This is a genomic window from Serratia proteamaculans (assembly GCF_008830365.1).
Taxonomy (GTDB): domain Bacteria; phylum Pseudomonadota; class Gammaproteobacteria; order Enterobacterales; family Enterobacteriaceae; genus Serratia; species Serratia proteamaculans.
On the sequence record NZ_WBKI01000008.1, the window covers coordinates 34,190 to 51,905 of the forward strand.

18 protein-coding genes are annotated in these 17,716 nt (G+C 54.8%); 7 read left to right on the top strand and 11 right to left on the bottom strand.

All coding sequences use genetic code 11. The features are described 5' to 3' along the window. The first annotated feature begins 1 nt into the window (after position 1). From phoU to F8R23_RS21225, 4 genes are all read left to right on the top strand, one after another. Positions 2 to 736, top strand: coding sequence for a phosphate signaling complex protein PhoU (gene phoU / locus F8R23_RS21210; RefSeq protein ID WP_085120124.1), 735 nt, complete (start codon positions 2 to 4; stop codon positions 734 to 736). Positions 737 to 904: 168 nt separating this feature from the next. Then, positions 905 to 1,744, top strand: a complete 840-nt coding sequence (locus tag F8R23_RS21215) for an ABC transporter substrate-binding protein (protein WP_129936187.1) — start codon at positions 905 to 907, stop codon at positions 1,742 to 1,744. A gap of 77 nt (positions 1,745 to 1,821) precedes the next feature. Further along, the gene (locus tag F8R23_RS21220; RefSeq protein WP_112362304.1) at positions 1,822 to 2,535 is read left to right on the top strand and encodes an amino acid ABC transporter permease; all 714 of its coding nucleotides are present in this window, start codon (positions 1,822 to 1,824) and stop codon (positions 2,533 to 2,535) included. 1 nt (position 2,536) lies between these two features. Then, the gene (locus F8R23_RS21225) at positions 2,537 to 3,277 is read left to right on the top strand and encodes an amino acid ABC transporter permease (RefSeq protein WP_151415966.1); all 741 of its coding nucleotides are present in this window, start codon (positions 2,537 to 2,539) and stop codon (positions 3,275 to 3,277) included. Here F8R23_RS21225 and yieH read toward each other — a convergent pair. Then, entirely contained in the window at positions 3,270 to 3,935 is a 666-nt protein-coding gene (gene yieH, locus F8R23_RS21230; protein WP_129936190.1) for a 6-phosphogluconate phosphatase, read from the bottom strand. The genes F8R23_RS21225 and yieH overlap by 8 nt on opposite strands. Before the next feature lie 224 nt (positions 3,936 to 4,159). On the opposite strand from yieH, the gene F8R23_RS21235 reads away from it, so the two are divergent. After that, positions 4,160 to 5,497 (top strand): NCS2 family permease, encoded by a 1,338-nt coding sequence (locus F8R23_RS21235; RefSeq protein ID WP_099064423.1) that lies wholly within the window; start codon positions 4,160 to 4,162, stop codon positions 5,495 to 5,497. 35 nt (positions 5,498 to 5,532) lie between these two features. On the opposite strand, the gene F8R23_RS21240 is transcribed toward F8R23_RS21235, so the two are convergent. From F8R23_RS21240 to rpmH, 10 genes are all read right to left on the bottom strand, one after another. Continuing rightward, positions 5,533 to 6,585, bottom strand: coding sequence for an alpha/beta hydrolase (locus tag F8R23_RS21240; RefSeq protein ID WP_129937737.1), 1,053 nt, complete (start codon positions 6,583 to 6,585; stop codon positions 5,533 to 5,535). A 94-nt stretch (positions 6,586 to 6,679) separates the two neighbouring features. Continuing rightward, a complete protein-coding gene (locus F8R23_RS21245) occupies positions 6,680 to 7,246 on the bottom strand; it encodes an NADPH-dependent FMN reductase (RefSeq protein ID WP_099064425.1) in 567 nt (188 codons plus the stop codon). A gap of 174 nt (positions 7,247 to 7,420) precedes the next feature. Beyond that, positions 7,421 to 8,146 carry a 4'-phosphopantetheinyl transferase family protein gene (locus F8R23_RS21250; protein WP_129936192.1) on the bottom strand — a complete coding sequence of 242 codons (726 nt, stop codon included), beginning with the start codon at positions 8,144 to 8,146 and terminating at the stop codon, positions 7,421 to 7,423. 96 nt (positions 8,147 to 8,242) lie between these two features. Next, positions 8,243 to 9,556 (bottom strand): lysine N(6)-hydroxylase/L-ornithine N(5)-oxygenase family protein, encoded by a 1,314-nt coding sequence (locus F8R23_RS21255; RefSeq protein WP_112349468.1) that lies wholly within the window; start codon positions 9,554 to 9,556, stop codon positions 8,243 to 8,245. A 122-nt stretch (positions 9,557 to 9,678) separates the two neighbouring features. Continuing rightward, complete coding sequence (locus tag F8R23_RS21260) at positions 9,679 to 10,479, bottom strand: MBL fold metallo-hydrolase (protein WP_112349467.1); 801 nt, start codon at positions 10,477 to 10,479, stop codon at positions 9,679 to 9,681. Positions 10,480 to 10,634: 155 nt separating this feature from the next. Then, positions 10,635 to 11,999, bottom strand: coding sequence for a tRNA uridine-5-carboxymethylaminomethyl(34) synthesis GTPase MnmE (gene mnmE, locus F8R23_RS21265; protein ID WP_112349466.1), 1,365 nt, complete (start codon positions 11,997 to 11,999; stop codon positions 10,635 to 10,637). Between the two features lie 101 nt (positions 12,000 to 12,100). Continuing rightward, the gene (gene yidC / locus F8R23_RS21270) at positions 12,101 to 13,738 is read right to left on the bottom strand and encodes a membrane protein insertase YidC (RefSeq protein ID WP_085120151.1); all 1,638 of its coding nucleotides are present in this window, start codon (positions 13,736 to 13,738) and stop codon (positions 12,101 to 12,103) included. Between the two features lie 2 nt (positions 13,739 to 13,740). After that, positions 13,741 to 13,998, bottom strand: coding sequence for a membrane protein insertion efficiency factor YidD (yidD, locus tag F8R23_RS21275; protein WP_012004505.1), 258 nt, complete (start codon positions 13,996 to 13,998; stop codon positions 13,741 to 13,743). Then, entirely contained in the window at positions 13,962 to 14,321 is a 360-nt protein-coding gene (rnpA, locus tag F8R23_RS21280) for a ribonuclease P protein component (RefSeq protein ID WP_025123954.1), read from the bottom strand. The genes yidD and rnpA overlap by 37 nt, the downstream gene beginning before the upstream one ends. Before the next feature lie 18 nt (positions 14,322 to 14,339). Continuing rightward, positions 14,340 to 14,480, bottom strand: a complete 141-nt coding sequence (rpmH, locus tag F8R23_RS21285; RefSeq protein ID WP_003849659.1) for a 50S ribosomal protein L34 — start codon at positions 14,478 to 14,480, stop codon at positions 14,340 to 14,342. A gap of 682 nt (positions 14,481 to 15,162) precedes the next feature. On the opposite strand from rpmH, the gene dnaA reads away from it, so the two are divergent. Next, positions 15,163 to 16,554 carry a chromosomal replication initiator protein DnaA gene (dnaA, locus tag F8R23_RS21295; protein WP_012004506.1) on the top strand — a complete coding sequence of 464 codons (1,392 nt, stop codon included), beginning with the start codon at positions 15,163 to 15,165 and terminating at the stop codon, positions 16,552 to 16,554. A gap of 4 nt (positions 16,555 to 16,558) precedes the next feature. Further along, positions 16,559 to 17,659, top strand: coding sequence for a DNA polymerase III subunit beta (dnaN, locus tag F8R23_RS21300; protein ID WP_129936196.1), 1,101 nt, complete (start codon positions 16,559 to 16,561; stop codon positions 17,657 to 17,659). The last annotated feature ends 57 nt before the right edge of the window (positions 17,660 to 17,716 follow it).

Consider the following 17,716-nt stretch of genomic DNA (forward strand, 5'->3'; position numbering starts at 1 on the left):
CATGGATAACCTGAATTTAAATAAACACATTTCCGGCCAGTTCAACGCAGAACTTGAGCACATCCGCACCCAGGTGTTGACCATGGGCGGGCTGGTGGAGCAGCAACTGACCGACGCCATTACCGCGATGCACAACCAGGACGGTGAATTGGCCAAGCGGGTGATCGAAGGCGACGCCAAGGTCAACATGATGGAAGTGGCGATCGACGAGGCCTGCGTGCGGATCATTGCCAAACGCCAGCCGACCGCCAGCGACCTGCGCCTGGTGATGGCGATCATCAAAACCATCTCCGAGCTGGAGCGTATCGGCGACGTGGCGGACAAAATCTGCCGCACCGCGCTGGAAAAGTTCTCGCACCAGCACCAGCCACTGTTGGTCAGTCTGGAGTCGCTGGGCCGCCATACCGTGCAGATGCTGCACGACGTGCTGGACGCTTTCGCGCGTATGGATCTGGATGAAGCGATCCGAATTTACCGCGAAGACAGAAAGGTCGACCAGGAATATGAAGGCATCGTGCGTCAGTTGATGACTTACATGATGGAAGACACACGTACCATTCCCAGCGTGCTGACTGCGTTGTTCTGCGCCCGTTCGATCGAGCGTATCGGAGATCGTTGCCAGAACATTTGCGAATTTATCTTCTACTTCGTCAAAGGTCAGGACTTCCGTCATATTGGCGGCGATGCGCTGGAAAAGCTGTTGTCGTCCGACGGTAAAGACGAGAAAAAAGAGTAATTCTCCCCACGAGTTACCCTCCAAAGGCGCAGAAAACTGCGCCTTTATGCTGTTTAAAACCCCTAAAGACAAAAAGGTTATAAATATAGCTTTTTATATTATTTCCTGACCTAAGTGGGTCTTGCTAGCGTAGCAGCCAGCAGGACATCAACCCCTTAGGAGCAACTCATGAAACATCGCGTTTTGGCCTTAACTTTGTTAGCCAGCCTGACCAGCCTCGCCACCGGTGCCGCGCATGCGGACAAACTCGACGACATCAAGAAAGCCGGCGTAGTGCGTATCGCGGTGTTCGACAGCAACCCTCCGTTCGGTTATATCGATCCGCAAAGCAAAAAGCTGGTGGGTTATGACGTTGATGTAGCCGATGCGATCGGCAAAGCGCTGGGTGTGAAGGTGGAGCTGCGTGCCACTAACCCGGCCAACCGCATTCCTTTGCTGGTAGCGAAAAAGGTCGATTTGATCGCTGCCAACTTCACCATTACTGACGAGCGTGCCAAGGAAGTGAACTTCAGCGTGCCGTACTTCGCTACCGGCCAGAAATTTATCGCCCATAAAGGCGTGCTGAAAACCCCGGAAGACATCAAAAAACTGCGTATCGGCGCGGACAAAGGCACGGTGCAGGAGATTACCCTGCGTGAACATTACCCGACGGCTAAAGTGATCTCTTACGATGACACTCCGCTGGCGTTCGTCGCCCTGCGCAACGGCAACGTACAGGCGATCACTCAGGATGATGCCAAGCTGGTGGGCCTGCTCGGCAATCTGCCGGCGGCGCAAAAGGCTGATTTCGAGATCTCGCCGTTCAGCATTACCAAAGAGTACCAGGGGGTCGGTATTCCCAAAGGCGAAGATCGCCTGACCACCAGCGTGAACGACACGCTGATTAAACTGGAAAAAGACGGCGAAGCGGCGAAGATCTACGATCGCTGGTTTGGCCCGGAAACCAAAACCGCGCAGCCACGCGGCGACTTCAAAATCGCGCCTTTGGATCAACAGCCGAAGGCCTGATTTTCACGGGCTGAAATCTGTTTGGAGGGGCGCAGCTTGCTGCGCCCCTGACGCATTTTGCAAGACAAGGATTGACCATGAATCTGGACTGGCTGCTGGCGCCGGAGTATCTGAGCTGGCTGTGGCAGGGTTTCCTGCTGACGCTGTGGCTTTCCGCCTGCGCGAGCCTGGCCGCCACGCTGTTGGGTTTTTTACTGACCGCGATGCGTGACAGCCGCCTGTGGACACTGCGCTGGCTGGCGGTGGGTTACAGTTCGTTGTTTCGCAATACGCCATTGCTGGTACAGCTGTTCTTCTGGTATTTCGCCGCCGGGCAGATCCTGCCGTCCGCCGCCATGCAGTGGCTGAATACTTCACATCAAATCGGCCCGCTTGAGTGGCCGTCGTTTGAATTTCTCGCCGGTTTTTTCGGTCTGACGCTGTACTCCAGTGCCTTTATCGCCGAAGAGATCCGTTCCGGTATCCGTGGTGTCGCCGGTGGGCAAAAATATGCGGCTAACGCGCTGGGATTAACCGGCTGGCAGGCGATGCGCTATGTGGTGCTGCCACAGGCGCTGAAAATCGCCATGCCGCCGCTGCTGGGCCAGTATATGAACGTGATAAAAAACTCCTCGCTGACCATGGCGATCGGCGTTGCCGAACTGTCCTATGCTTCGCGCCAGGTGGAAACCGAGACGCTGCGCACCTTCCAGGCGTTTGGCGTGGCGACGGTGCTGTACATCGCCATCATTGCGCTGCTGGAAGGTTGGGGCATGTGGCGACAGCAGCGTAAACCGCTGAGAGGGCATTAAGATGGATTTCAGCGTCATTTACGACAATCTGGGTTATCTGCTGTGGGGCACCTGGCCGGACGGGCCGCTGGGGGGCGCAGCGCTGACGTTGACGATCAGCCTGATGGCCGGCGTGGCTTCGGCCATTCTCGGCACGCTGTTAGGCGTGGCACTGGCGATGTCGCGTGGCGTCGCTGCCGGATTACAGGCCATGCTGCTGGGTTTCTTCCGCGCCATCCCGGTTATCATGCTGATTTTCTGGACCTATTTTCTGCTGCCGATCGTTTTTGGCGTGGATATTCCGGAAATTACTACCGTAGTTTGCGCATTGGCATTGATCGCCTCGGCCTATCTGGCTCATGCGGTGAAGGCGGGAATTGCCGCCATCGGCCCGGGCCAGTGGCAAGCGGGTTTATCACTGGGGTTAACCCGCTGGCAGACGCTGTGGATGATCGTATTGCCCCAGGCGCTGCGCATGATGGTGCCTTCGTTTATCAACCAGTGGATTTCGTTGATCAAGGACACTTCGCTGGCCTATATCGTCGGTGTCGGTGAGCTGACCTTTCTGGCAACCCAGGTCAACAACCGCAGCATGGTGTACCCGATGGAGGTGTTCCTGTTTATCGCCCTGGTGTACTTCGTTTTTTGTCTGGCGCTGGATCTGCTGGCCAATGCGGTCAATCGCCGCTTTAGCCCGCAGACCCGGGCGTTGAAACGCTCATGGCGCTGGTGGCGTAACAAACCGCCGTTGCCGGCTAGTTAGTCAACTGCCAGCCACGTTCACGCCACAGCGCTGGTAATTGCGCCAAATCGTCGAATGCGGTGACCAGCGGATGGTCGATCGGTTGGTTGTGCGGATCGGCGCAGAAGTAAAACACCGGGATCCCGGCGGCGATCCCCGCCTGCGCACCGGCAGCGGAGTCGTCCACCAGGATGCAACGCTCCACGGGAACCTGCATTTTTTCGGCGGCGTGAAACACGATCGCCGGGTCCGGTTTCCAGCGCTGAATGTCATAGCCGCTGAACAACCGGTCATCAAAATAGTGCAGCATGTCGGTCAGGCCGAGCGAGTGCTGCATTTTGCTGACCGGGCCGTTAGACACGGTGCACATTGGTACTGTCACCTGCGCCAGCAGCTCGCGCGCACCGGCAATCTGCCGCAGTTCGCTGTCAAACAGACGGGCCACTTCCTGACGGTATAACGGCTCCAGTTCTTCCTTCGGCAAGGCGACGCCGTGCTCCGCATTAACCTGTTCGATAATCTCGTACAGTTTCACCCCTTTGTACTTCCTGAATACCTCGTCCAGCGAAAGGTGAATGCCATAGTGGGCAAACATGTGCACATAGGCTTTGCTGCACAGCACTTCGCTGTCCACCAGCGTGCCGTCGCAATCAAACAAAATACAGTCAATCTGCTTCATCAGGGGCCGTGTCCTTAGGTTATGCGGTGATAATGCCACTTTAACCGCATCAGGCAGGATTGCGACCCCAGAATCACGGTTTACCGATCAATCTCAGTAAATACAATCTGTTGGGGTTTTTAGCCGTAAAGACGGCGAAAAAAAGCTGTGAGCGGCGTCAAAACCCTGACTTTTTGTTATAGGATAGCCAGCGACTCTCCATTCCCTTCTTCGGAATTCTGATAATGAGCAAACAAGTCACTGGCCTTGACGTTGAGCAAGGCTTGCTTGGGCGTGTGTTTAAACTCAAGCAACATGGCACTACGGCGCGTACGGAAACGATTGCCGGTATTACTACCTTTTTGACCATGGTGTATATCGTGTTCGTTAACCCGCAAATTTTGGGCGCGGCGGGCATGGATACGCAGGCGGTGTTTGTAACCACCTGTCTGATTGCCGCTTTTGGCAGTATTTTGATGGGCCTGCTGGCGAACCTGCCGGTGGCACTGGCGCCGGCAATGGGCCTCAATGCGTTCTTCGCCTTTGTGGTGGTGGGCGCGATGGGGATTTCATGGCAGATCGGCATGGGGGCCATCTTCTGGGGCGCGGTCGGTTTATTGCTGTTGACCATTTTCCGCGTCCGCTACTGGATGATTGCCAATATCCCCATGAGTTTACGGGTGGGGATCACCAGCGGTATTGGCCTGTTTATCGGCATGATGGGGCTGAAAAATGCCGGCATTGTGGTGGCTAACCCGGATACGCTGGTGACCATCGGTAGCCTGACCTCGCACAACGTGCTGTTGGGTGCGCTGGGCTTCTTTATTATTGCCGTGCTGTCCTCACGTAATTTCCATGCGGCAGTGCTGGTTTCCATCGTGGTGACCACCCTGATCGGCTGGGCGCTGGGCGATGTGAAATACGGCGGCGTGTTCTCGATGCCACCCAACATTACCTCGGTAGTGGGCCAGGTTGATCTGGCGGGGGCGTTGAACATTGGCCTGGCGGGGGTGATTTTCTCCTTTATGCTGGTGAACCTGTTCGACTCCTCCGGCACCCTGATTGGCGTGACCGACAAGGCTGGTCTGACTGATGCAACGGGCAAGTTCCCGCGCATGAAGCAGGCGCTGTACGTGGACAGCATCAGTTCGGTGGCCGGCTCCTTTGTCGGTACCTCCTCCGTGACGGCCTACATTGAAAGCTCCGCCGGGGTTTCCGTCGGCGGCCGTACCGGCCTGACCGCGGTGGTGACCGGGATCCTGTTCCTGCTGGTGATTTTCCTGTCGCCGCTGGCGGGCATGGTGCCGGCTTACGCCGCTGCCGGTGCGTTGATCTACGTGGGCGTGCTGATGACATCCAGCCTGGCGCGGGTGAAGTGGGATGACCTGACCGAAGCAGTACCGGCGTTTGTGACCGCGGTGATGATGCCGTTCAGTTTCTCAATTACCGAAGGTATCGCGCTCGGCTTTATTTCTTACTGCGTGATGAAGTTGGGTACCGGCCGCTGGCGTGAAATCAGCCCATGCGTGGTGGTTGTCGCGCTACTGTTTGTGCTGAAGATTGTCTTTGTAGACGGTCATTAATGCGAATAGGGCCGACAAACGTCGGCCCTATTCTCTTAGGCTCCCGGCGTTGCGTCGGGCGCCTGATGTAATATCCACTGCAACGGCCGTTTGAAACGCACCTGCCAGCCGCCATCGGGGTTCTCCCCCTGGGCAAAATGCAAAGCCTCTACCTGATTATTCTCACTGAACAGATTGGCGAAGTGCATCGCCAACGCCTGATCGCTGAAACTTTGCCGATCATAGTGCGCCACCACCAGCCGCTTATGGGTTGCCAGCGACTGCTGTGCCTGTTTTATCTCGCCATTAGGGGCGATCAGCAGTGCACCGGCATAAAGTTGTGGGTACTTGGCCAGCAGATTGGCGGCATGCAGTGCTCCCTGACCACGAGCGGTAAGGTAGACCTGTTGGGGGTTGAGCTTTAATTCTTTGGTTAAGGGCTGCAAAGCCCGCTGAATTGCGCTCTGAGTGCTTTCATCACTGTAATTTGACCAACGGAAACAGTTTTCTGACAGCATCTGGGTGCCGTTGATCTCAACATAGGCGACGCCGATCTCACTGAAAAACAGGCGCTCTTCAGGCGTGATACCGGCGCTTTTGCCATAGGCGTGCAGATACACCACCGTTGGCCAGCCTCCGGGTGGGGGTGTACCGTCCGGTATGGCGTAGCTGGCTTTGCCTTCGAACCAATGCGCATGTTGCAGATAGCGCGCTTTGGTTATCGCCAGAATCGACTGATAGGTACTGCTGTGTTGGATGTTGTTGAAGGCGTCGTCCTCCAACAGATTGTAGTAATACCACAACCCGCGATCGGCGCTCAGTTGCAGATAACGCTCTGCCAATTCGGTCTGGCCCTTTTCTGCTGAGGAGGCCGCCAACTGGTAAGGTGCCCATACGTTACGGCCATCTTCACGCATCAGCGTCAGATACAACGACATGGCGGCGATCTTTTTATCTTCCTGGCTCTGTGCGGTGCGGGGTAACTGGGTGCTAAGCGGGCTATGTACCGGCAGCTCGATCGGCTCTTCTCCGGCGGGATAATGCATTTCTGTGGCTAATAGTGGTCTGGTGATGAAAGCCAGTAATATGGCTAAAATAAAAAAATACATAATTTAATGACTTTATTTTTAATGGGTTGGTGATTTTTTTCTCATGATAATGACGCCATCAGTCAATTTTTGCTGAAGGCGTCAAAAAAGATATTTATTTCAGACGACGGATGTAATCGCTGAAGGCGGACAGCTGCCCCGTCAGGAAGTCCAGCGTACCCTGGTCATTCAATTCTTCCGTCTGCGCGTCCACTTTGTTCTGGATCACGCCACCCATAAATTCTGGTTTGTTCATCACCATTGCGTCGAGGAACACCAGGATCTGGCGCAGGTGATACTGGCAGCGTGCGCCACCAATTGGTCCCATTGAGCTGGTCTGAATAGCCACTGGCTTACCGGCCAAGGGTTGATTTGGCAGACGGGAAAGCCAGTCGATGGCGTTCTTCAATCCGCCCGGCACCGAATAGTTATATTCCGGGGTTACGATGATCACGCCGTCAGCCTGGCGGATTTGTTCGGCAATGGCTTCCACCGCGGCGGGGAAACCTTCCCCCTGCTGCATATCGGCATCGTACAGCGGGATATCACGGATAGAGGGGAGTGCTTCGATGGTGACACCTTGTGGGGCAAGGCCGGGTAAGGCACGGGCGACCATCGCGTTGTAAGAGCCTTTACGTAAACTGCCGAGCAGGGTGACGATTTTTAATGCTTGGTCTGACATGGTGATTCTCCCTTTCGAATGAACAGATTCAGCTTAGAACACCCGAAGATAGTAGGGCAAGAAGGGCAGTGAGAATAGATGATTGCTGAATATTTAGCTGACTTTGCAGTTTTATGCAGAAATTTATCCGTTAAAGAAAGTTTTATCTTACAGACTCGCCATTAATCACCGATGTCAGCGGTGGAGTGCCAGACTGGTTAATTTCACAAAGCGGGTGGAGATGGCTGGGGTTCGCGGGGATATTTCGCCGTGCTTCTGCAGGCCTTTATCCGTTTCGTATTGCCAACAGATTAAGCGCTCAAGGCTGGGTTCACGCGCGCAAGCCCAACTCAGGTATTCATCGGCATCGCTCATCACATGGACCTGGGGGGTGATACTGGAGCGCAGATGGCCGGAAAAAGGATGCAGCAGCAGCGTCGACTGCCCGCTATTACCCTGGCCGGAAAGTTTTAGCACGCTCTGGCGGATACTCCACAGCTGGGTTTCTGCCTCCAGTCGATCGTATTGCGCACTGATCCAGGCGCTTTCGGCCGGCGTTTGGTATTGGTGCTGCCGCTCTTTATGTTGCCCGCCGCGGGCGCGCATGACTTCAATATCCAGCCCTACCTTGCCTTCCTGGCTGAGCAAGACCCCTACCGTATCGCTGGCATAGGCCAGGCTGAAATCGGGCAGGTGATTGTCGACGAAACAGGGGCGACCGGTGGGGGTGGTGGCGATAGAGGGCAATATCGGCAGCCCATAAAGATAGAACATCATCTCAGCGAGCAGGATGCGCCCCTGCAGGAAGCGCTGGCGGCGTTTAACGGAAAAAGAAGCGGTCGCAGCAACCACGTCTGCGGAGAGTCTCCGGGTATCCAGTGCGGTGGATGTGGGGATCCATCGGGCAAAATGACACGCCATTATTCACTCCATCACAGAGGGGCAGCAGAAAACGTAGGGGGGTTAGATTAAGCATAAGTCGCGGATTTATCATTAAAAAACAGTATGCGTTTTATCCTATTTATCTTCCTGTTCAATATTATTGTCCGGTGCCGCGTCACTCCACCATTGGATCATTGATGCGTTAGGCGTCAAATCAAAATGGGGTTTACCGAGGAGATGATTGAGAATGCGGGCAGAGCGCCAGGCCATCAGGCTGAGCCCACCCTCGGCGCTGCCGTGACTATGTATACCGGCATTCACCGCATAAATACGATTCTGTTCAGGACCTTGCCACTCAAGGTTAAAATCCGGCAGCAGCGGCAAATGTTGCTGATCGTCAAAGGGAATGCGCGGCAACAGGGGTTTTAGACAGGATGGGAGCGAAGGGCGGTAACCTGTCGCTAAAATAACGATGTCGGCATGAAATCCTTCCTGGCGATTTTCCAAACCGTGGCGGGTACGCAGCTGATAGCCCTTGTCCGTCGGTTCGATTGCCAGCAGCGTGCGGTGCGGCAAAAGACGGACATTACGTGGCTGATGCATGACATCGAAACGCATGTATAACTCTCGGTACAGCGTGCGCAGCGTATGATTGCTGATGCCGTCGGCGGGCAGTTTCTGTGTCCTGATTTCGCGTTCGCGAATATCCTGCGGCAGCGTATAAAAATAATCGACGTATTCCGGGGTGAAATACTCATTGGTGAAAGCGGACTCGTCCAGCGGTTGGAAGTTCGGGCGGCGGGAAATCCAATCCAGTTGCGCCGGTTCTCCCCAGTGACCGCGCAGCGCGTTCAGGAAAATATCTGCACCGCTTTGACCACCCCCAACTACGGCCACCCGTTTACCCGTCAGATCTGGATTGCGAATGGCTATTTCGGCGGCATGCAGACAATTCTCTCCCAGCGCCGGGTAAAACTCCGTCGGTAACCAGGGGTCATGGCCGGTACCCAGGCAAATATTCTTCGCCCACAGGGTCTGGTTGAGGGTGCGTACCTCGAACAATTGCTGGTCATCGTCAAAATCAATACTTTCAACCGACTGCGAAAACTGTAGCCCATCTAATCTATCGCAGGCCCAACTCAGGTAGTCCGAGAACTCTTCACGGCTGATAATTTGCTGTTCGGTGATCAAAAAACGATAAATTTTTTTCTGCTCGACCAGGTAATTGATAAAGGAGAATTGGCTGCGGGGTGTCACCGCTGTGACCAGATCCTGCAGCACATAGGTCTGCATATAGGCAGAAGGCAATAGCATGCCGGGATGCCAACGGAAGCTGGCGTTTCGATCGAGGAAGGTATAATTGAGGGCACCACTTTCATAGGCTAGGGCGGCCAGGCTGAGGTTGAAAGGGCCAAGGCCGATACCCAGTAAATCCAGTGGTTCATTCATTCTTTCTTATCTCTCCCGACAGAAATCGCTGAGATAAGCTTAGGTGATTTTTGGCAATCCAGGGGAGATAGCGGACCCTGTTCAGGGGGATGGCGGTAAAAACTAATGTGCTTGTTAGCGTTTTATTCCAGAACGAAAGTGTCTCCCGTCGCCGGTGATATCATCTCTGGCAGCCACAGTCGTCCCCATGTGCCGGTACAATGGCATCCCATGATCTTATCCGGTTTTTGCTGACTCAGAAAATGCCTGACCTGCCATAACAGGCGGGGTGAGGCGCAGCGCAGGTGGAAACCGCCGATCAACGCATGGATCTTATTGACCCCGGTGATCTTTTGGCAATGACGCACGATGTTAATGATCCCACGATGCCCACAGCCGGTAATAATAACCAGCCCACGATCGGACTTATAAATCAGCACACCCTCGTCGCTAACGTAATCCACCGCCTCCGTTTTGCCACTGATTACGCCATAGGCCTTTGGCTCGGCAACCGCGATTTCTCCGGACCAGATAAAACGTTCGCTGATATGCAGTGGTTCACTGCTGTACTCCATTTGATGCCGTGAGTAATCGATATCCAGCGATAATTTTTTGATTTTCCGGGTTTTACCCAGCAGTTTCACTGCCGAATAGCGTTCATTGGCGATGTGCGGATGGCAGATGATACGGCTGTTATCGGCTAGCCATGGGACACCACCGCAGTGGTCATAATGGCCATGTGACAGCAGCGTCGCGGTTAGCCTGGACAGGTCGACGCCCATCAGCTCTGCGTTATGCAGGAAACTGTCATCAGGGCCGGTATCGAACAAAACCGAGTCCGTTTCATCTTGTATCAACAGGCTTAGTCCGGCTTTCACCCGCAGCGATGGGTCCACGCCGGCAGCGAGTCGATTTTCCAGTAACACCCTGAGGGTTAATGCCATACTTGCTCTTTCCTGAGAGGGGATCCCTTGTCGCTCAGTATATCGCGTTGACCCTGAAGGTGCTGTGACCGGCCGCTCAGGCATCAATCACCGAGAGCAGGTAAAAATTTACCCGCTCTGGCGGAGAAAACCCGCTATCGGTGGTATTTGATGGCTTACTTGCCGATGCAGAAGCTGGAGAAGATGCGTCCCAGCAGGTCATCGGAGGTGAATTCGCCGGTGATTTCACTCAGCGCTTGCTGGGCCAGGCGTAATTCCTCGGCCAACAGCTCCCCCGCGTAAGCGCTCACTAACTGTTCTTTGCCCTCGACCAGATGCTGGGCCGCTTGTTCCAGCGCTTGCAGGTGGCGACGGCGGGCCAGGAAGCCACCCTCCATATTACTGGTGAAGCCCATGCTCTGCTTCAGGTGGTCGCGCAGCAGATCGATGCCCTCACCGGTACGCGCCGACAGGCGAATAAGTGAGTGACCATTTACTTCGGTCATACCCAGCGTTTCACCAGTGATGTCGGCTTTATTACGTACCACGGTGATCGGCAGACGGTGCGGCAGACGAGCCATAAATTCTGGCCAAATCTCCGCCGGTTCGGTGGCCGCAGTGGTGGTGCCATCGACCATAAACAGCACGCGGTCGGCTTGTTCGATCTCATTCCACGCACGTTCGATGCCGATGCGCTCCACTTCGTCGATAGCTTCACGCAGGCCGGCGGTGTCGATGATGTGCAACGGCATGCCGTCGATGTGAATATGTTCGCGCAAAACGTCACGGGTCGTACCGGCGATATCGGTAACAATCGCGGCCTCACGGCCGGCTAATGCGTTCAGCAGGCTGGATTTACCGGCATTTGGCCGTCCGGCGATCACCACCTTCATTCCTTCACGCAACAGGCTGCCCTGGCGCGCTTCGGCGCGTACGTTGTCCAGATCGGCCATGACACCATTGAGCTGCGCTTCGATTTTACCGTCAGACAGGAAGTCGATTTCTTCATCGGGGAAGTCGATGGCCGCTTCTACGTAGATCCGCAGGTGAGTAAGTGCTTCCACAAGCTGGTGGATGCGGGTGGAAAAAGCTCCCTGCAGCGAGTTCATGGCTGAGCGGGCTGCCTGCTCGGAACTGGCGTCGATCAGGTCGGCAATCGCCTCGGCCTGTGCCAGATCCAGCTTGTCATTGAGGAACGCACGTTCGGAAAACTCGCCGGGCCGCGCGATACGCATGCCGGGAAGCGCCAGTACGCGTTTGAGCAGCAGATCGAGGATCACCGGGCCGCCGTGGCCTTGCAGTTCCAGCACGTCTTCGCCGGTAAACGAATTGGGCCCCGGGAACCACAGCGCAATGCCCTGATCGAGGGTCGCGCCCTCGGCATCACGGAATGGCAGGTAATCGGCGTAACGTGGCTTCGGTAGCTTACCGAGTAGGGCCTGGGCCACATCTTTGGTGCCACGGCCGGAAATACGCAGAATGCCGACGCCGCCGCGTCCCGGCGGAGTGGCTTGGGCTACGATGGTATCGGTGGTGCTCATAGTGACTCTCTCTGACAATTCAATATGCAAAAAGGCGGTCTTAATGACCGCCTCTTATCTATCGCTGCAAGGGTTCAGCGCGCCGAACCCCTACAATACGCTTAGGTCTTTTTCTTGTCGCGGCTGTGTAAGCCACGTTTTTCCAGGCCGCGGTAAATCAACTGCTGCTGGATGATGGTCACCAGGTTACTGACGATGTAGTACAGCACCAGACCGGACGGGAACCACAGGAAGAACACTGTGAAGATCACCGGCATGAAGGTCATGATTTTCTGCTGCATCGGGTCCGTCACGGTGGTCGGCGACATCTTCTGGATGAAGAACATCGTCACGCCCATCAGGATTGGCAAGATGTAGTACGGGTCTTGCGCCGACAGGTCATGGATCCACAGGGCGAACGGCGCATGGCGCAGCTCAACCGAGCCCATCAACATGTAGTACAGCGCCAGGAAGATTGGCATCTGGATAACCAGCGGCAGACAACCCCCCAACGGATTCACTTTCTCAGACTTGTACAGCGCCATCATCTCTTGGCTCATGCGCTGTTTGTCATCACCGATACGCTCACGCATCGCCTGCAGTTTTGGCTGCAGCATGCGCATTTTCGCCATCGAGGTGTACTGCGCTTTGGTCAGCGGGTACATGATGCCACGCACGATGAAGGTGATGATGATAATTGAGAAGCCCCAGTTACCGATAAAGCCGTGGATGAACTTCAGCAGTTTGAACAGCGGCTGGGAGATGAACCACAACCAACCGTAATCCACGGTCAGGTCCAGATGCGGCGCCAGTTGGGCCATCTGATCCTGCAGCTCCGGGCCAACCCACAGGGTCGCGTTCAGTTGCTGCTGCGCACCAGGCTGCACTACTACCGGAGTAGATTTGAAGCCGATGGTGGACAGGTTGTCGCCAGGCTTGGCGGTATAGAAGGTATTGCTACCCTGAGTTGCCGGTACCCAGGCGGTGGCGAAGTATTGTTGCAGCATCGCAACCCAACCGCCCTGCGTGGTCACACTCAGGTTCTCGTCCTTATCGAACGCATACTTCTGATATTTGTCATCGCTGGAAGAGTACGCCGCGCCACGGAAGGTGTGCAGGGCGAAGTTGTTGCTGCCGGTGTCACGGTGCTTAGGCAGCTCGGTGGTCTGCTTCAGTTGGCCGAACAGGGTCAGTTCCAGCGGAGTGGTGCTTTTGTTGTCGACGTTGTAGTCAACGCCAACCGCGTAATGGTTACGCTTGAGCACGAAAGTCTTGGTGTAGATGGCACCGTCTTTACCGGTAAAGGTCAGCGGAATGCGCAGCTCTTCCTGGCCTTCCGGCAGGGTATAGCTGTCCTGCGCCGCCTGGAACAGAGGACGTTCGCCGTTTGCCGGGTTATCCGGACCGTTTCTGCCGGTCAGGCCGCTTTGCGCCTGATAAACAAATGACGGTGTGGTTTCCAGCAATTGGAATGGCGTCGATGAACCCAGAGTGTCCGGGTAGGCCAACAGTTTAGCCTGCTCGATATCACCACCACGGGTGTTGATGGTCAGCGACAGCACGTCAGTGTTAACGGTAATCAGTTTACCCTGGCCACTGGCTGGAACTGCTGAGCTTGCGGCATCACCGGTAGCAGTGTTCGAAGTCTGTTGCGTGGTCTGCGCGACTGGTTGCGGAGCATTGTCCGTTTGCCAGGCTTGCCAGATCATGAAAGACACGAACAGCAGAGCGATGAGGAGAAGATTGCGTTGCGAATCCATCGTTAGTGTTCTCTGTTATCGTCGGGTTTCGGCGGCACGGGATCATCGCCACCTGGGTTCAAGGGGTGGCATTTTAATACGCGTTTCAATGCTAACCAACTGCCTTTTATCATGCCAAACCTGCTTAATGCCTCAATTGCGTAATGAGAGCATGTCGGCTGGAAGCGACAACGAGGCCCAAGCAGCGGACTGATGACGAGCTGGTAAGCCCGCACCAGCCCGATCAGGATGCGGGAGCCTGGCGACAGTGGCGACGCCATAATTTTTCCAAAGCTTCCGTCAGCGCGCGGTTATCCAAATCCGCTATCCCTTTTTTGGCCACCACGACAAAATCCATCGCCGGTAACTCGTGCTGAAGTAAACGGAAGCTTTCGCGGGTTAGGCGTTTGATCCGGTTGCGTTCATGCGCGCGTTTGACGTGTTTTTTGGCGACGGTAAGACCGATGCGGGGATGCCCCAGCTGGTTCAGGCGGCCGAGGATGGTGATTTGCGGCGTGCCAGCCCGTTGTGGCTGCTGGAAGACGAAAGTGAAGTGAGTGGGAGTTAACAAACGTAACTCCCTGGGAAAAGCGAGCTTAACCACTCAGCGGGTTAGCTTTTATTACTTAGAAACAGTCAGACGAGAACGGCCTTTCGCACGACGGCGGGCCAGAACTTGACGACCATTCTTGGTTGCCATACGAGCACGGAAACCGTGGCTACGGTTACGCTTCAATACGGACGGTTGGAAAGTGCGTTTCATGGCGATTTCTACCTAAACTTAAAATAATTACTGATCAGTAAACGCGTTTGGCTATTCGGCGTGAAGACGACCGACGCCTCAATCGCAATATATAAAGAGGCGGGATTGTAATAATTGTACAGTCCTGAGTCAATTCACATTGCGCTAGCCTACCTGGTTGTCTGCCAATTCGGAGTAAAATCCGGTATTGGCCCGTGGTCACCGCAGAATCCTGTCTGGTTAATGACACACCATTTAGGAACCAGGTACACACGTAGGGCGAAGATTATACGGACTCGGAGGTAAATCGCAAGGATCCCGATGCGATCCTTCGGGGGAAAAGCAAGGATCTTGCGTGGATAACAGGGTATAACCGGTTGACAATGTAAAAAATCCCTTTCCCCACGCGGGATTTTGCCTGCAATTTAACGAGGCTGGTGAAAAGATCGCCGCAGGCCGGGGCCTGTGGATAAAATGGATCTAATCTGTGATGAAGGGGAGGATCTCTTGCGCAGATTGCGCTATGATCCGTCATTCCGATCGCGATCTCTCAAGCGGGGATCGTGAGGGACATAAACCGTGAAAGGCGGTTCGCATCCCCCACAGGCAAACAGCCGATGCCGGGTATGTGTCAAAAATCATGAGTTATAAAAAATTAGCCTGATTCTTTTCTTTTATTGATCTTGTTCGAGTGGAGTCCGCCGTGTCACTTTCGCTTTGGCAGCAGTGTCTTGCCCGATTGCAGGATGAGTTACCTGCCACAGAATTTAGTATGTGGATACGCCCATTGCAGGCGGAACTGAGTGACAACACCCTGGCGCTTTATGCGCCCAATCGTTTTGTGCTGGATTGGGTTCGCGATAAATACTTAAACAATATCAATGGTCTGTTGAATGATTTCTGCGGTACGGATGCCCCATTACTGCGTTTTGAAGTGGGTAGCAAACCGCTCTCCCAAATCATCAGCCAGACCGTTACTGCCAGCGTTAGCGCACCCAGCGCGCCAATAGTACGCGTCGCGGCACCTTCGCGCCCAAGCTGGGACAACGCGGCACCGCAGCCTGAACTTTCTTACCGCTCCAACGTTAACCCAAAGCATACCTTTGATAACTTTGTAGAGGGTAAATCCAACCAATTGGCGCGCGCGGCGGCCCGCCAGGTGGCGGATAATCCGGGCGGAGCCTATAACCCGTTGTTCCTTTATGGCGGTACCGGTTTGGGTAAAACTCACCTGTTACATGCGGTGGGCAACGGCATCATGGCACGCAAGGCCAACGCCAAAGTGGTCTATATGCACTCGGAACGCTTTGTGCAGGACATGGTCAAAGCCCTGCAGAACAATGCCATTGAAGAATTTAAGCGTTACTACCGTTCGGTCGATGCGCTGCTGATCGATGACATACAATTTTTTGCCAATAAAGAGCGTTCGCAGGAAGAGTTCTTCCATACCTTTAACGCCCTGTTGGAAGGCAATCAGCAGATTATCCTGACCTCCGACCGTTATCCAAAAGAGATAAACGGGGTGGAAGATCGTCTGAAATCCCGCTTCGGTTGGGGGCTGACGGTAGCGATCGAACCGCCGGAGCTGGAAACGCGCGTAGCGATCCTGATGAAAAAGGCCGACGAGAACAATATTCGTCTGCCGGGCGAAGTGGCGTTCTTTATCGCCAAGCGCCTGCGTTCCAACGTACGTGAGCTCGAAGGGGCGCTGAACCGCGTGATCGCCAACGCAAACTTTACCGGCCGTGCCATTACCATTGATTTCGTGCGTGAAGCGCTGCGTGATCTACTGGCGCTGCAGGAAAAGCTGGTCACCATCGATAATATTCAAAAGACGGTGGCGGAATACTATAAAATTAAAATCGCTGATTTGTTGTCCAAGCGGCGTTCGCGTTCCGTTGCTCGTCCGCGCCAAATGGCGATGGCGCTGGCAAAAGAACTCACCAACCACAGCCTGCCAGAAATCGGCGATGCGTTTGGTGGCCGCGACCATACCACGGTGTTGCACGCCTGCCGGAAGATTGAGCAGTTACGTGAAGAAAGTCACGACATCAAAGAAGATTTCTCCAATTTAATCAGAACATTATCTTCCTAGCGCTATGAAATTTATCGTTGAACGTGAGCATCTGCTAAAACCGCTGCAACAGGTGAGCAGCCCGCTGGGCGGCCGCCCAACACTGCCAATTCTGGGTAACCTGCTGCTGCAGGTGACGGAAGGCTCCCTGCTGTTGACCGGTACCGATCTGGAGATGGAGATGGTGGCGCGCGTTGCCCTGTCCCAACCCCATGAAGTGGGCGCGACTACCGTCCCCGCGCGTAAACTCTTTGATATCTGCCGTGGCTTGCCTGAAGGGGCCGAGATCACTGTAACGTTGGAAGGCGAGCGTATGCTGGTGCGTTCCGGCCGCAGTCGCTTCTCTCTCTCTACGTTGCCCGCGGTAGATTTCCCGAACCTGGACGACTGGCAGAGTGAAGTTGAATTTTCTTTGCCGCAGGCGACGTTGAAGCGCCTGATCGAAGCCACGCAGTTCTCGATGGCTCATCAGGATGTGCGTTACTACTTAAACGGCATGCTGTTTGAAACCGAAGGTGAAGAGCTGCGTACCGTGGCGACCGATGGTCACCGTCTGGCGGTGTGTTCGATGTCGATCGGTCAGCAATTGCCGTCGCATTCGGTGATCGTGCCGCGTAAAGGGGTAATGGAACTGGTGCGTCTGCTGGACGGCGGCGATACGCTGCTGCAATTGCAGATCGGCAGTAACAACATCCGCGCCCACGTCGGTGACTTTATCTTCACTTCCAAGCTGGTTGACGGTCGTTTCCCTGATTATCGTCGCGTATTGCCGAAGAATCCGGACAAAACGTTGGAAGCCGGTTGCGATCTGCTCAAGCAGGCATTTGCTCGCGCGGCCATTTTGTCGAACGAAAAGTTCCGTGGCGTGCGGCTGTATGTCAGCCAAAACCAGCTCAAGATCACCGCCAACAACCCTGAACAGGAAGAAGCGGAAGAGATCCTCGATGTCAGCTACGACGGCACCGAGATGGAGATTGGTTTTAACGTCAGTTACGTGCTGGATGTATTGAACGCGCTCAAGTGTGAAGATGTGCGCCTGCTGCTGACCGACTCGGTTTCCAGCGTGCAGATCGAAGACGGTGCCAGTAAGTCTGCTGCCTACGTCGTCATGCCAATGCGGTTGTAGTTCATACCCGTCGTCTTTCAAGTTGCAGCGTTGCTGGCTGCAACTTGAAATCCATAG

Coding starts and splice junctions, on each gene's coding strand:
- phoU (WP_085120124.1), top strand. CDS start 2: ATGGATAACCTGAATTTAAATAAACACATTTCCGGCCAGTTCAACGCA.
- F8R23_RS21215 (WP_129936187.1), top strand. CDS start 905: ATGAAACATCGCGTTTTGGCCTTAACTTTGTTAGCCAGCCTGACCAGC.
- F8R23_RS21220 (WP_112362304.1), top strand. CDS start 1,822: ATGAATCTGGACTGGCTGCTGGCGCCGGAGTATCTGAGCTGGCTGTGG.
- F8R23_RS21225 (WP_151415966.1), top strand. CDS start 2,537: ATGGATTTCAGCGTCATTTACGACAATCTGGGTTATCTGCTGTGGGGC.
- yieH (WP_129936190.1), bottom strand. CDS start 3,935: ATGAAGCAGATTGACTGTATTTTGTTTGATTGCGACGGCACGCTGGTG.
- F8R23_RS21235 (WP_099064423.1), top strand. CDS start 4,160: ATGAGCAAACAAGTCACTGGCCTTGACGTTGAGCAAGGCTTGCTTGGG.
- F8R23_RS21240 (WP_129937737.1), bottom strand. CDS start 6,585: ATGTATTTTTTTATTTTAGCCATATTACTGGCTTTCATCACCAGACCA.
- F8R23_RS21245 (WP_099064425.1), bottom strand. CDS start 7,246: ATGTCAGACCAAGCATTAAAAATCGTCACCCTGCTCGGCAGTTTACGT.
- F8R23_RS21250 (WP_129936192.1), bottom strand. CDS start 8,146: ATGGCGTGTCATTTTGCCCGATGGATCCCCACATCCACCGCACTGGAT.
- F8R23_RS21255 (WP_112349468.1), bottom strand. CDS start 9,556: ATGAATGAACCACTGGATTTACTGGGTATCGGCCTTGGCCCTTTCAAC.
- F8R23_RS21260 (WP_112349467.1), bottom strand. CDS start 10,479: ATGGCATTAACCCTCAGGGTGTTACTGGAAAATCGACTCGCTGCCGGC.
- mnmE (WP_112349466.1), bottom strand. CDS start 11,999: ATGAGCACCACCGATACCATCGTAGCCCAAGCCACTCCGCCGGGACGC.
- yidC (WP_085120151.1), bottom strand. CDS start 13,738: ATGGATTCGCAACGCAATCTTCTCCTCATCGCTCTGCTGTTCGTGTCT.
- yidD (WP_012004505.1), bottom strand. CDS start 13,998: ATGGCGTCGCCACTGTCGCCAGGCTCCCGCATCCTGATCGGGCTGGTG.
- rpmH (WP_003849659.1), bottom strand. CDS start 14,480: ATGAAACGCACTTTCCAACCGTCCGTATTGAAGCGTAACCGTAGCCAC.
- dnaN (WP_129936196.1), top strand. CDS start 16,559: ATGAAATTTATCGTTGAACGTGAGCATCTGCTAAAACCGCTGCAACAG.